Origin of the sequence: Mesorhizobium kowhaii (assembly GCF_003253745.1) — a bacterium.
GTDB classification, from domain to species: domain Bacteria; phylum Pseudomonadota; class Alphaproteobacteria; order Rhizobiales; family Rhizobiaceae; genus Mesorhizobium; species Mesorhizobium kowhaii.
Map to the genome: position 1 here is coordinate 1 of NZ_MZXV01000075.1, position 13,021 is coordinate 13,021.

At 60.6% G+C, this 13,021-nt stretch carries 12 protein-coding genes and 1 pseudogene; 8 read left to right on the top strand and 5 right to left on the bottom strand.

Annotated elements, in window-relative coordinates; all coding sequences use genetic code 11:
* Positions 1-1,359: HlyD family type I secretion periplasmic adaptor subunit (locus B5V02_RS33000; RefSeq protein ID WP_342633891.1), on the top strand; the 1,359-nt coding region annotated here is incomplete at its 5' end.
* Positions 1,360-1,456: 97 nt separating this feature from the next.
* On the opposite strand, the gene B5V02_RS33005 is transcribed toward B5V02_RS33000, so the two are convergent.
* From B5V02_RS33005 to B5V02_RS33015, 4 genes and pseudogenes are all read right to left on the bottom strand, one after another.
* The gene (locus tag B5V02_RS33005) at positions 1,457-2,110 is read right to left on the bottom strand and encodes a class I SAM-dependent methyltransferase (protein WP_111548171.1); all 654 of its coding nucleotides are present in this window, start codon (positions 2,108-2,110) and stop codon (positions 1,457-1,459) included.
* Positions 2,107-3,852, bottom strand: coding sequence for a class I SAM-dependent methyltransferase (locus B5V02_RS33010; protein WP_245446346.1), 1,746 nt, complete (start codon positions 3,850-3,852; stop codon positions 2,107-2,109). Before B5V02_RS33010 ends, B5V02_RS33005 begins: the two co-directional genes overlap by 4 nt.
* 9 nt (positions 3,853-3,861) lie before the next feature.
* Positions 3,862-4,134 (bottom strand): annotated as a pseudogene (locus B5V02_RS42840) (glycosyltransferase family 2 protein); the annotation flags it as partial.
* 14 nt (positions 4,135-4,148) lie between these two features.
* Positions 4,149-4,997, bottom strand: coding sequence for a TylF/MycF/NovP-related O-methyltransferase (locus tag B5V02_RS33015; RefSeq protein WP_245446347.1), 849 nt, complete (start codon positions 4,995-4,997; stop codon positions 4,149-4,151).
* Between the two features lie 53 nt (positions 4,998-5,050).
* Between B5V02_RS33015 and B5V02_RS33020 the strand changes: the two genes are divergently transcribed.
* The 7 genes from B5V02_RS33020 (at position 5,051) to B5V02_RS33050 (ending at position 11,874) form a co-directional block, all read left to right on the top strand.
* Positions 5,051-5,974, top strand: coding sequence for a class I SAM-dependent methyltransferase (locus B5V02_RS33020; protein WP_146606201.1), 924 nt, complete (start codon positions 5,051-5,053; stop codon positions 5,972-5,974).
* 294 nt (positions 5,975-6,268) lie between these two features.
* Entirely contained in the window at positions 6,269-7,072 is an 804-nt protein-coding gene (locus tag B5V02_RS33025; RefSeq protein WP_111548175.1) for a sterol desaturase family protein, read from the top strand.
* A 129-nt stretch (positions 7,073-7,201) separates the two neighbouring features.
* Positions 7,202-7,900 (top strand): DUF2161 domain-containing phosphodiesterase, encoded by a 699-nt coding sequence (locus tag B5V02_RS33030; protein ID WP_111548176.1) that lies wholly within the window; start codon positions 7,202-7,204, stop codon positions 7,898-7,900.
* Between the two features lie 56 nt (positions 7,901-7,956).
* The gene (locus tag B5V02_RS33035; protein WP_167458769.1) at positions 7,957-8,364 is read left to right on the top strand and encodes a DUF930 domain-containing protein; all 408 of its coding nucleotides are present in this window, start codon (positions 7,957-7,959) and stop codon (positions 8,362-8,364) included.
* Between the two features lie 186 nt (positions 8,365-8,550).
* Complete coding sequence (locus tag B5V02_RS33040) at positions 8,551-9,210, top strand: TerC family protein (protein ID WP_111548177.1); 660 nt, start codon at positions 8,551-8,553, stop codon at positions 9,208-9,210.
* A 147-nt stretch (positions 9,211-9,357) separates the two neighbouring features.
* Entirely contained in the window at positions 9,358-10,671 is a 1,314-nt protein-coding gene (gene rimO, locus B5V02_RS33045; protein ID WP_111548178.1) for a 30S ribosomal protein S12 methylthiotransferase RimO, read from the top strand.
* Between the two features lie 96 nt (positions 10,672-10,767).
* Entirely contained in the window at positions 10,768-11,874 is a 1,107-nt protein-coding gene (locus B5V02_RS33050; protein ID WP_111548179.1) for an acyltransferase family protein, read from the top strand.
* A 45-nt stretch (positions 11,875-11,919) separates the two neighbouring features.
* Here B5V02_RS33050 and B5V02_RS33055 read toward each other — a convergent pair whose 3' ends face one another.
* Complete coding sequence (locus tag B5V02_RS33055) at positions 11,920-12,987, bottom strand: BMP family ABC transporter substrate-binding protein (RefSeq protein WP_111548180.1); 1,068 nt, start codon at positions 12,985-12,987, stop codon at positions 11,920-11,922.
* Between the last annotated feature and the right edge of the window lie 34 nt (positions 12,988-13,021).

Below are 13,021 nucleotides of genomic sequence, written 5' to 3' on the forward strand. Positions count from 1 at the left end.
CACTCGCCCATGCAAACGGCCGACATGGCGCTATCGCACGGAGCAGCCCTGCCCGCATTGCAACGCCCGCCGATGCGCCACGACGGAGTTCGATCGACCATTGGATCCGGCCTCGTCGTTGTCGCGGCACTTGTTGGCGGCATCGGCATCTGGGCCGGGACCACATCCCTTGCCGGTGCGGTTATCGCCAACGGAACGGTGGTGGTGGAATCGAATGTGAAGAAGGTGCAGGAGCAGACTGGCGGAACCGTCAGCAAAATCCTTGTGCGAAATGGCGACAAGGTTACGGCCGGCCAGGTCCTGGTTCGCTTCGACGATACGGTGGCACGCGCAAATCTCGGCATTGTCGGCCAACAGCTGGACCGCGCACGGCTGCAAATGGCCCGCCTGGAGGCAGAGACCATCGGCCGCGACGAGATGATCATCCCGGACGATCTGTCCGCCCGGGCCAGCGATCCCGCAATGGCGATCCTCATCGCGGGTGAAAACGCATTGCATCAAAGCAACATGACGCTTCTGGAAAGCCAGAAGGCGCAGCTTGGAACCCGCAACGACCAATATCGCGAACAGATCGAAGGCCTCAAAGCCCAGCGCGCCGCAGCCCTGGAAGCTCTTGACCTGGCGACCAACGACCTCGCCATCATCCAGGATCTCTACGCCAAGAGGTTCGCGTCGTTGGATCGCCTGACCGCTTTGAAGACACAGACGATCCAGCAAAAGGGCGAGGCCGGAAGACTCCTGGCCGCGATCGCCGAAGTAGAAGGGCGCATCAGCGAGAACGCGCTGGCCAGGATCCAGCTCGACAACGACTTTCGCAAAAGCGCCAATGCCGACCTGCGCGAGGCCGAAGGCAAGGAGGCCGAACTGGTCGAGCGCAAGCAGGTGGCCATAGACCAGCTGGGCCATATGACAATTAAGGCCCCGCAATCAGGCGTCGTGCAGGAACTTGCGATCCACACGGTTGGCGGCGTTGTCGCGTCTGGCGAGACCATGATGCTGATCGTGCCGCAGACGGACGACCTGGTGATCGATGCCCAGGTTCCGCCCTTGCGCATCGACGATGTCAGCCTTGGCCAGGCAGTCGTCATCCGCTTCTCGGCCTTCGATCGCAACACCACGCCGGAGTGTCATGGAACGGTGGATCGTATCTCCCCCGATCTGGTCAAGGACGCAGCCAACAAGACTGCCTACTACGAGGCCCGCATCAACATTACAGACGAGGCGATCTGCCTGAAAACGGCAACCCGGCTCATTCCGGGCATGCCTGCCGAATTGCATATCCAGACTGGTGACCGCGCTGTCTGGTCTTATCTGATGAAACCCATCACCGATCAGCTTTCCCGGGCCTTCAGGGAATAATTGGCCCAAGATCGTCGGCGCGATTACTTCCGTTCGGACCCACCTTAAGCGCGAAGCACCGAGAGCCAACGGTTTCAGACCGGCCCGTGAACGGATTCTAACCCTGTCCTGTCAAGAGGGACTGACGTTTGCCCTGCGGCCGTTTTTCAAAGACGACAATGCTGTCATAAACACAGATCGAGTCTGTTGCATTGGTGAAGGCGCTCGGCGGCAAGGCGCCGCGCGCGTGATGCGCGTTGATCTCGTCGAGCTTTGCCTTGGCGAATTCCATGAACGATCCCGGCTTGCGCAGCCCGCCGCCATAGTCATCCCAATAACTCGTATGCGTGTCCTCGACGAAGTACACCCCGTTCGGCTGCACGTGATTGTAGAGATGCTCGAATGTCGCGATGACATGATCCATCATGTGGCTACCATCATCGATGACGATGTCGATGGGACCATACTTCTCGACGATCCGATCGAGCAGTTGAGGGTCGTCCTGACTTCCGATGAAGACCTCAACCCCTTCGGACTCGTGCGCCTTGCATGCAGGATCGATGTCTATTCCGACGATTCGCGCGCCCTCGCCGAAATAGGCACGCCACATCTCAAGCGATCCTCCCTTGTAGACGCCGATTTCAACGACGACCGGCCTCCGGTTTCGGAACCGTTCGAAGTGGCGCTCGTAAACGTCGAAATAGTGCAGCCACTTGTACATCTCCTTGCCGCTGTTGTTCAAAAAGTACTGATGCAGGAACCCGCCCATCATAGCCTCTTCACCAGCTTCGCAATTTGCCGCCGCCAGCTGCGTTGATTGTGATTGCCACCTGCTTTGCCGACGAGGTTGGCTCTGAGCCGCGCAAACACCGGCTCCCATTCGTTTGCAACCAGGCTAAGCGCCTCGCCAAGGTTTGCCTCGATCTCGGCAAACTCCATGTTTGCAAAGCGTTGGCCCGCGTCGACCATCCATGAACGATCGTATCCGCCCTTGCCGAAGCCGGATATGACGGTGAGCCCGGTCCACGGCGTGGCAATGGTGAACACGTCGAGGTCCGGCCGCAGCGTCTTCAGCGCCGGTACCAATTTCCAGACATCGCCGGTGTGGAATTGCGTCGTCGGCGGAACCCTTTGCGTCGCTTCGTCCAGGGCGGCGGTGTCGTGCACGAGCAGAACCGAGCCGGCGTCGCAATAGCGTTCGAGGTTCGCAAAATCGCGCAGCACCTGGTCGAAACTGTGTAGACCGTCGATGAACCCGACGCCGACCGGGCGGCCGGCAAGCAAGGCGTCCGCTCCACCGCGATCAAAGAAGGCGTCACTCGTCTCCGGAAAAATGTGCGTCTCCGCGCCGAGCGCCACGGTGGCGCGTGGGTTGGGATCGATGCCTATTGCAAGGGTTGGTGCCTTGATCTTGGAAAGCGATACACCGTCAAAGACGCCTATCTCCACCACGACAGCGGGCTTCAGCTCTGCGTAAAGACGCTCCAGCCAGTCGTAATAGGAAGGCCCCGACATCCGCATACTGGCCAGGCCGGTATGGGCACCCACGCTGTCAGCGGCAAGCGCCAGTGCCTTGCGGTATTGACTATCAGCCGTTTCGTTCTCGCCGATGACACGGTGCGCATCGCCGATCGCCGTAAAATAGGCGGCATCCCGATCCTCACTGTACCGCGAAAGAAGGCCGGCGGACAAAAGCAGGCGTGACGTTGCAAGCTCGGCGGGTGCATGGCTGCTTGCAATGCGAGCGATGTCTGCCGCCGCCTTGTAATTCCCGCGCTCGAACTGGGCCTTGGCCAACTCGACGAGTGTCGCGGCTGCCTGGTTCGTCGGCGCGGGTTCTTCCGATGCCTTCAATGGCGCCCTGAAGCCCGCCGCCGTGGCTGGCCCGACGCCGTGCGGGGACGCAATCAGGGCGCGGGCAAGGTGCGGTGCAAGCGCTCGAGGCAGCGATCCCACGAACGCCGAGGGGGCGTGAAAGGTAAAGTCCTCGCGACCCCTCAATGCATCCCTTTCGGCCTTCCAGAGGAGCCAGTGTTTGGGCTGTTCGACGCTTGCGTTGGTGGCGACGCCCCCGTGCAACTGGTGAAATGTTGCCTCCCCCAGAGTGAGGATGAGCTGTGCCCGCGGCATCTCCATCGCTCGTTCGAGCGTATCGATGTTGACGAAGCCGCCTCCCGGATAGCTGAAGCGCTCATCCATGCCATCGATCGCCTGCCAGTTCTCCCGGCTCATGAACAGAGCATTGGCCTCGGATATCGGCGTGAACCACGGATCGACCGACGACTCATCCATCGTCCCGATCTCGAACAACCGATATCCATCTTCCGGCCATCGGATCGATTGCAAAAGCGAATCCTCTATGGCCTTCGTATAGCCATTGCCACGCGCATTCACCTGGGAGTCGCTGCCAAGATACCAACCAGGCGCGGCCACGACTGCCGTCGGAGCCATGCCCAGGCCGATGCGAGCGAAATGCACCAACCCGGGCGTCACGATCCGCGCGCCGTCGATCATCACGCCGATCTTGTCACCCCTCGCCTCCCTTATCCCGCGATTGACGGCAGCCGCCGGCGAAGGCAATGCGTCATCGATGCGCAGCAGGCGAAAGTTCGGCCCATAGTCCGCGACCAGGCCCTCGCCAACGGCCGGTGATGATCCGTTATCGACGACGATGACCTCGTAATCGTCCGTCGTCACGCCTTGCTGATAGGGCGATGCGAGCGAAAGCAAGGTTCGCGGCAGTTCTCGGGGAATGTTGTAGGCGACAACGACGACGGACAGGTAGTTCGTTTTCATCGCGCTTCCGTGGCTCAGTTGTCAGCCATTGGCTTCTGCCACCAACCGCCTGTCCAGTCTATCTCGTGGAGCTCGGCTTTGATGCCGTTGCGCGCGCGGTAGTCCTCGACCGCCTGCCGGCATGGTGGAAGCGCAAGGTCGTCGATGATCGTGAATCCGCCGGGCGACAGTCTTGGATAGAGCGCTTCGAGGCTGTCGGTGGTCGACTCGTACATATCGCCGTCCAGTCGAATCAGGGCGAATGGACCGGCTTTCAGGCCAGGCAAGGTGTCCCCGAACAGGCCTTTGACGAAGACCACCTGGTCGTCCAGCAGGTCATAGGCGGCAAAGTTGGATTCGACCTGTGCCTGATCAATCGCCAGCTGGCGGTATTCGTGCAGCCTGTCACCCTGGTCGGCCGGAAAATTCTCGGGATCCGGCGGTGGCAAACCGTCAAATGAGTCCGCAACGTACACCTTCCTGTCCTTGATCCCGTTGGCGGCCAGCACGCCTCTCATGAGGATACAGCAGCCGCCGCGCCAGACGCCGGTCTCAATGAAATCCCCAGGCACGTTCTCATCGATGGCGCGCTGGACGAGATCGCGCACATTTGTCAGACGCCTGACGCCCGCCATCGAATGAGCAACCGTCGGCCAATCGCGACCCACGAGGCGATCCTCGCGATTGAAGGGGGTCGACTCTCCCATTTTCGAGGGATCGATCACCTGCGAACCAGAGCCGTAGATTGTATTGGCGATGATCTTGATCAGGAGATCTGTATAGAGGCGGTTCATCGTCGACCTTTCAAGGCGCGTAACAGTTCCGTATCGAAATACGCTGTTGCGGATATCCAAACGAAGTGCAACAGGATTTGCACGATCCAACCAGTCGCGCCATGCAAGCGAGCTGCGAATAACTGTCTAACGGAGCCCCCTGAATGCTAACCGCCAATCAAGCGATGGGCATGATCGAGACGCTCGACATTGCTGTTTTCCAGGTCAATACCGGAAGCACGCTCAGTGACCGCACAAGTTTCCTGCGCGTGCAGAATTTTGCTCGATCGATGCTCGGCCGCTACGTCTATCTCGAGGTTGGCTCGGATATCGGCGGCAGCCTGTTACCGCACCTGATCGATCCGGCCTGTGAGGCGGCGATATCGGTCGATCTACGGCCAGCGACCCAGCCCGACGAACGTGCCGAGGTTTTTCACTACCCCGACAACACGGCGGCCCGGATGATCACCTTGCTGTCGGACAGGCTTCCGCCCGCCGCAATGGCCAAACTGACCACCATTGATAGCGACGTCTCCGCTGTGCCTTCCGAGTCGATCGAGCCCAAGGCGACGCTCGCGCTGATCGACGCAGAGCACACGAACACGGCCTGTTTTTCGGACTTTGTCGGCGTTCTGTCGCTTATGAAACCGGACTGCATCGTTTCCTTCCACGACGCCAACCTGATCGCGGATGCGATTGTCAATGCGGAGCGCTTTCTCGATCGTCTCGGCATTATGCACGAGACGGTTTTCCTTCCGGACACCGTGGCCGTGATGGGCCTCGGCAGGCTCGCGTCCGCGGTCCGGGATCAGCTCCAGCCTCACGCATTGGACCGGGAGACTTCCCTGGACCGATGGCAACGGCAGCTATGGTCTCACATAGCCAGCGTGCACTCGCGCCAAAACGATGCCGAGTTGGAGCACCTGCGCTCGGACAATTCGCGGCTGGTCGAGGAGATTGAACGTGCGCGAAAGGCGAGCCAGGAGGCGCAGGCTCGCCAGGACGCCATAACGTCCAGCACGACCTGGCGTGCATCCGCCCCGGTAAGGGCGGTGGTCGATCGCATCAAGCGCGGCTTGGCGCGTTAGAGCAATTCCAGGAAAAGTTTGAAGCGGTTTTCCCGGGAAAAGCGCATAGCGCTTTCCCTAGGGGAATTGCGTCAAAACAAAGAGAGAGCGCGGTTCCACGTTTCCGTGAAACGATGAACCGCTCTAAAGTACGGGATCAGCCGCTTTCCGCGAATGACAAGCGCATCCATCACATTCCGGCCAGGAGCATTACTGGAAGACCGCTTCAGCCTTTGGAAAGGGAGATGTGGTTCTGATCAGGAGCTGGAGCGCAAACGGTGCTCTGGCGAAAGACAGGGCGATAGAGGCGGGTGAATGGATATCTTTGGTATCAAGGCGCTGTTGATCTGCGCGCTAATCTTCATTCCGTTCGAAAATCTGTTTGCCGAGCGGCCGCAGAAGATCTTCCGCCAGGGCCTGGCTGTCGATCTGATCTATGTGCTGTTCAACAGCTTCATCATAAAGGCAGCCGTCGTCATGATGGCCGCCAGTATCCTCGGCGTCGCTGCAATCCTTGTCCCGCAATCGATAACGCAGGCCGTCGGAGGTCAGCCCATCTGGCTGCAGGTTGCGGAAATCATCCTGATCACCGATGCCGGCGTCTATTGGACACATCGCGCCTTCCATAAAATCCCTGCGCTTTGGAAGTTCCATGCCGTTCACCACGGCATCAAGGAGTTGGACTGGCTCGGCGCTTTCCACTCTCACCCGATCGACATCATAGTCACGAAGGCAATATCGCTGACGCCGATCTTTTTCCTTGGGTTCTCCGAAGCCTCGATCGCCGTCTTTTCATTGATCTATTTTTGGCACACGATGCTTGTCCATTCAAACATGCGGATCACGTTCGGCCCTTTGAAGTGGCTGATCGCCAGCCCGCAGTTCCATCGCTGGCACCATGCCAACCAGCGTGAAGCCTATGACAAGAACTTCGCCGGGCAGTTGCCCTTCCTCGACGTGATGTTCGGTACCTATAATGCCACCGGCAACAAGGTGCCGGAGAAGTACGGCGTCGATGATCCGGTCCCTTCCACCTATTTTGGTCAGATCGGCTATCCGCTCCTGCCCCGCGGGCAGCTATCGAATCCAGCAGCACCGAGCACCGAAGCTGACGCCTGACACGGTATGGCATCGGGACAGGTTTGTTCCCACCAATCGGGCGACCTCAATCGGACTGCTGGGCGCGCTCCCAACGGCTGTGTGCTGGCAGGAAGGCTTTTTGCACCGAATCGGCTAAGTCTCTTGGGTATGAACGAGACCTCACTTTATGCGCCGGTGAAGCGGTTCCTCGAAAGCCTCGACTTCGTCGTGAAGGGTGAGATCGGTGGCTGCGACATCGTCGCGGTGCGCGACGGAGAGCCGCCCATCGTCGTCATCTGCGAGCTGAAGCTGCAGTTCAATCTTGAGCTTGTGCTGCAGGGCGTGGACCGTGCGACAGCCTGCGACGAGGTGTGGCTGGCCGCGCGCCTATCGGCCCGGGGCAAGGGACGCGAAGGCGATGCGCGGTTTCGCAATCTCTGCCGCCGGCTTGGCTTCGGCCTGCTGGGCGTGACCGCGAATGACCGGGTCGAGGTGCTTCTCAGCCCGATCGCCATGGCGCCGCGCAAGAATGCGCGCCGGCGCTCTCGCCTGGTCGACGAGCACCAGCGCCGTCGCGGCGATCCTGTCGCGGGAGGAGGATCGCGCAATCCGATTATGACCGCCTATCGCCAAAGCGCCCTCGCCTGCGCCGCCGCCATGGCGGATGGACCCAAGCGCCCGCGTGATCTGAAGGCGCTGACGCTGATCGCGCCGAAAATTCTGCGGCACAATGTCTATGGCTGGTTCGCGCGCGTCGATCGCGGCCTCTACGATCTCACGGATGCCGGCCGTGCCTCGTTGGTCCGTTGGCCGCAGCCGTCGCACGATGAATCTCGACACGCAATTTTGAACGCATCGACCATCTGATTGATGATTCCTGGAGGGTTCGAGGCCCTCCCCTTGGTTGATTTTTCCGACAAAATATGATGCTTGTCCCGCCCATGAAGAAGCTCTGCATGACGGCCCTGGCGTCCGTGACACTGGGTTTTCCGGCCAACGCAATGGACAATGCCTTGCGCGCCGGCCTGTTAAAACTCGATCCCCAAACCCGTCTTGAACAGCGTTGTGACGCCGAAGTGCTCGACCGGATCACCCATGACGATCGCAAGTTCAAGGCGGATCGCGTCGTCGCCTACGCCTTCGCGACGCCCGAGATGGGCGCTGATGCAATCAGAAGCCCGGGTGCCGCGTTTCGCAGCAAGGGACAATGGTACCGGCTGAAATTCAAGTGCCAGACGGCGCCCGACCATATGCAGGTTTTGCAGCTCCGCTATCGGATCGGCGACGAGATTCCGGAAGCCGATTGGGCAAAGTATAATCTCTACGATTGATTTGTGGTCGGCCGTGGTGGTTCTGCCCGGCTGTCGGCGAGCGCCGCGGATCCTCTAATGCGGCTTCGGCACAAGATAGTTTGGTCAGGTCGTCGCGAGTGGTCCCTTGACGCCAAGGGACCACCAAGTTAGGGCCGGTCTGGATAATCGACGAACACTCGGCGAACCAGCAAGGGCTTCCGGTCGATGGACATTTTCAGCGCTGCCAGCCTGACGGCCCTGCTCCAGGTCATCGCCATCGACCTGGTGCTGGCTGGCGACAATGCGATCGTCATTGGCCTTGCTGCTGCCGGCTTGCCGGCCGAACAACGCAAGAAGGCGATCCTCATCGGCGTGCTGGCGGCAACGGTGCTGCGCATCGGCTTTGCCGCTGTTACCGTCAAGCTGCTGGCGATCGTCGGCCTGCTGCTGGCCGGCGGTATCTTGCTGCTGTGGGTCTGCTGGAAGATGTACCGCGAGCTGCGCACGTCCCATGCCGATGAGCTGGAAGCGACCGAGGCGCTGTCGAACTCCGATCTCAACAGCGACAACAGAGTGGCCGGCAAGACGAAGCGCAAGACGCTCGGCCAGGCAGCATTGCAGATCGTCGTCGCTGACGTGTCGATGTCGCTCGACAACGTGCTGGCGGTCGCAGGTGCTGCGCGCGATCATTTCCCGGTGCTGGTCATCGGCCTCGTGCTGTCGATCGCGCTGATGGGGCTCGCCGCGACTTTCATCGCCAAGCTGCTGCATCGCCACCGCTGGATCGCCTATATCGGCCTGCTCATCATTCTCTATGTGGCGGTGGACATGGTTTATCGTGGTGCGATGGAAGTCTGGCCGCATGTAAACAACGTGGTCAGCTGAGGCGCCTGCCCGCCGCTTCTTCGATCCGGAAAAGCATGTTCCGCGGCGCAATCGCTGTGCGTTTTGCCGCATCGAAGGCGTGCCCATACCAATGCCGCAATAAGTGTGGTACTGCGCCGGCAATCCTGAAAAGCCCGGAAACCCTATATGTCCGCTCCTCGCGTGAGTTTTGTCAGTCTTGGATGCCCGAAGGCCCTTGTGGATTCGGAACGCATCATCACGCGCCTGCGCGCCGAGGGTTACGAGATCGCACGCAAGCATGATGGTGCCGATCTTGTCGTGGTCAACACCTGCGGCTTTCTCGATTCCGCCCGCGACGAGTCGCTCAACGCCATCGGCTCCGCGCTTTCGGAAAACGGCAGGGTCATCGTCACCGGCTGCCTTGGTGCAGAGCCGGACGTCATTCGCGAGAGGCACCCCAATGTGCTGGCGATCACCGGGCCGCAGGCCTATGAGAGCGTGATGGCTGCCGTGCATGAGGCGGCGCCACCTTCGCACGATCCCTATATCGACCTGCTGCCGCCACAAGGCGTCAAGCTGACCCCGCGCCACTACGCCTATCTCAAGATTTCCGAAGGCTGCAACAACCGCTGCACCTTCTGCATTATCCCGGCGCTGCGTGGCGACCTCGTCTCGCGGCCCGCGGCCGATGTGCTGCGCGAAGCCGAGAAACTGGCCAAGGCCGGCGTCAAGGAGATCCTCGTCATCTCGCAGGACACCAGCGCCTACGGTATCGACATCAAGTACCAGACCAGCATGTTCGGCGACCGCGAAGTGCGGGCGAAGTTCCTCGATCTTTCCGAGGAGTTGGGCAAGCTCGGCATCTGGGTCCGCATGCACTATGTCTACCCCTACCCGCATGTTGCTGACGTCATCCCGCTGATGGCCGAAGGCAAGATCCTTCCTTATCTGGACATCCCGTTCCAGCATGCTTCGCCGCAGGTGCTGAAGAACATGCGTCGGCCCGCCCATGGCGAAAAGACGCTTGAGCGCATCCGCGGCTGGCGCGAGGTCTGCCCGGATCTCGCCATCCGCTCGACCTTCATCGTCGGCTTTCCCGGCGAAACGGATGATGATTTCGAAATGCTGCTCGACTGGCTCGACGAGGCCAAGATCGACCGCGCCGGCTGCTTCAAATACGAGCCGGTCCGGGGCGCCCGCTCCAACGATCTCGGCCTCGAACAGGTTCCGCAGGAGATCAAGGAAGCGCGCTGGCATCGCTTCATGCAGCGTCAGCAGAAGATCTCGGCGACGCAGCTGGCCAAGAAGGTCGGCAAGCGCCTGCCGGTGCTGATCGACGAAGCGCACGGCACATCGGCAAAGGGCCGCACCAAATACGACGCGCCCGAAATCGACGGCTCGGTGCATATCCAGTCGCGCCGTCCGCTGCGTGCCGGCGACATCGTCACCGTCAAGATCAACCGCGCCGATGCCTATGACCTCTACGGTTCGGCGGTCTGACAGGCCGTTTACTACACCTGGCGATAGTTCAGCCCTCTTAACCCGTTCAGCCGCGATCCGCAGTATGGTTTCCCGACCGTAAATGCGGAAATTCGGATGCACGTCAGACCTGCCAGCCAGGATTACATCGCGACGCTGGACCTGCTCAAGCTGACGGCGGCGCTGGCTGTCGTGCTCTTTCACTATTTCTTTCGCGGCGCGGCCGCCGAAGGCGTTATCGGCGAGGGTTATCCGCTTGCCGCGCCGTTCGCCCTCTACGGCTATCTCGGCGTCAATCTGTTCTTTCTGATCAGCGGTTTCGTCATTGCCTGGTCGGCGGAAAGCCGTCGCTGGGACCAGTTTGCGATCGCGCGTTTCGTTCGCCTCTATCCGGGCTTCCTGCTCTGCATGACAATCACCTTCGCGATTGTCGTCCTTGCCGGCACACCGCTGCTTCCAGCCTCTTTCGCCCAGTATGCCGCCAATCTGTCGATGTTCGCGCCAGCCTTCGGCCAGCCTTTCATGGATGGCGTCTACTGGTCGATCGTTCTTGAACTGGTTTTCTACGGTTGGGTGACGCTGGCCCTGTTCACCGGGCTCTTCCAGAGACGCAAGCTGGAATTGATCTTCATCTGGCTGGCGATCTCGGCCTTGAACGAATTCTTCCTCGGCAGCGGCGCGGCAAGGCTGCTGTTCATCACCGAGTTCGGGCCGTTCTTCGCCGCCGGCGTGCTGGTCCACCACCTCCACGCACATGGCCGTTCCCTGCCCGCCTTGCTGCTGCTTGCAGCATCGTTCCTGATCTCATGCGGCACACTATCCGTGACGCAGCACTGGATGCAGGACCACTATGGCATTGCCGTTTCGTCGGCCAATCTCGTCGTCGCCAACGTCGTCATGCATGGCGCGCTGATCGGCGCGGTGCTGCTGCGCCATCGTGTCCGGTCATCGGCGCTCACTCTGGCGCTCGGCGGGCTGACCTATCCGCTCTATCTCCTGCACCAGAACATCGGTTATCTCGCCATCAACGCCGCGGTACCGCTGGTCGGCAAATGGTTTGCCGCCGTTGGCTGCATCCCACTCGTGCTCATTGTTTCGTGCGCGATCTGGCGCACCTGCGAACGACCAGCGCAGCGGCTGCTCAGGATTTGGCTCGGCCGCGCGGTCGATGTCGGGTTGGCGAGATTTCGTCGCACCCAAGCCGGGACGCAACCCGCCGAATGAAAAGGGCGCCACGCGGCGCCCTTTCCTCTTGGTCTCTCGCGTCGCTTATTGCGGCAGCTTGTCGTCGACGCCCTTCACATAGAAGTTCATGCCGAGCAGCGTGCCGTCATCGGCGACCTCGCCATCCTTCAGCCACGGCGTGCCGTCCTGCTTGGCGATCGGTCCGGTGAAGGGATTCCAGCCGCCGGCAATCTTCTTTGCGGTGGCTTCCGCCATCGCCTTCACGTCGTCGGGCATGTTGGTGAAAGGCGCGAGCTTGACCGCGCCGTCCTTGATGCCGAGCCAGACATTGTCCGGCTTCCAGGTGCCGTCGAGGGCTGCCTGGACCCGGCTGATGTAGTACGGGCCCCATTCGTCGGTAAGCGAGGTCAGTGCCGCGTTCGGCGCGAACTTGATCATGTCCGAGGACTGGCCGAAGCCGTGCAGCTTGCGCTCTTCGGCCACCTGCAGGGCAGCGGTCGAATCGGTGTGCTGGACGACGATGTCGGCGCCCTGGTCGAACAGCGCCTTGGCGGCGTCGGCTTCCTTGCCCGGATCGAACCACGAGTTCACCCAGACGATCTTGGCCTTGAAGTTCGGATTGATCGACTGTGCTCCGAGCATGAAGGAGTTGATGCCCATCACCACTTCGGGGATCGGGAAGGAAACGATGTAGCCGGCGACGCCAGCCTTCGATTCCTTGGCGGCGATCTGGCCGAGCACATAGCGGCCTTCATAGAAACGCGCATTGTAGATGCCGAGATTGTCACCGGTCTTGTAGCCGGTTGCGTGCTCGAACATCACTTTGGGGAATTTCTTGGCGACCTTCACTTCCGGGTCCATGAAGCCGAAGGAAGTGCCGAAGATGATCTTGCAGCCTTCGCGTGCCAGACGCTCGAAAGCACGGTCGGCATCGGGGCCCTCGGAGACGTTTTCGAGATAGGCGGTTTCGACCTTGTCGCCGAGCGCCTTCTCCACCTCGAGACGGCCCTGGTCGTGCTGGTAGGAATAGCCGAAATCACCGATCGGGCCGGTGTAGACCCAGCAAGCTTTCAATTTGTCGGCTGCCTCTGCGGACGCTGCCAGCGAAAATGCCGCTGTCGTGGTCATCAGGGCAATAAGCAGTTTTTTCATTGTGTTACCTCTCTGTGTTAAGCCTTGGAGCTTC

Coding starts and splice junctions, on each gene's coding strand:
- B5V02_RS33050 (WP_111548179.1), top strand. CDS start 10,768: ATGCACGTCAGACCTGCCAGCCAGGATTACATCGCGACGCTGGACCTG.
- B5V02_RS33025 (WP_111548175.1), top strand. CDS start 6,269: ATGGATATCTTTGGTATCAAGGCGCTGTTGATCTGCGCGCTAATCTTC.
- B5V02_RS33020 (WP_146606201.1), top strand. CDS start 5,051: ATGCTAACCGCCAATCAAGCGATGGGCATGATCGAGACGCTCGACATT.
- B5V02_RS33010 (WP_245446346.1), bottom strand. CDS start 3,852: ATGATCGACGGCGCGCGGATCGTGACGCCCGGGTTGGTGCATTTCGCT.
- B5V02_RS33035 (WP_167458769.1), top strand. CDS start 7,957: ATGATGCTTGTCCCGCCCATGAAGAAGCTCTGCATGACGGCCCTGGCG.
- B5V02_RS33030 (WP_111548176.1), top strand. CDS start 7,202: ATGAACGAGACCTCACTTTATGCGCCGGTGAAGCGGTTCCTCGAAAGC.
- rimO (WP_111548178.1), top strand. CDS start 9,358: ATGTCCGCTCCTCGCGTGAGTTTTGTCAGTCTTGGATGCCCGAAGGCC.
- B5V02_RS33055 (WP_111548180.1), bottom strand. CDS start 12,987: ATGAAAAAACTGCTTATTGCCCTGATGACCACGACAGCGGCATTTTCG.
- B5V02_RS33040 (WP_111548177.1), top strand. CDS start 8,551: ATGGACATTTTCAGCGCTGCCAGCCTGACGGCCCTGCTCCAGGTCATC.
- B5V02_RS33005 (WP_111548171.1), bottom strand. CDS start 2,110: ATGATGGGCGGGTTCCTGCATCAGTACTTTTTGAACAACAGCGGCAAG.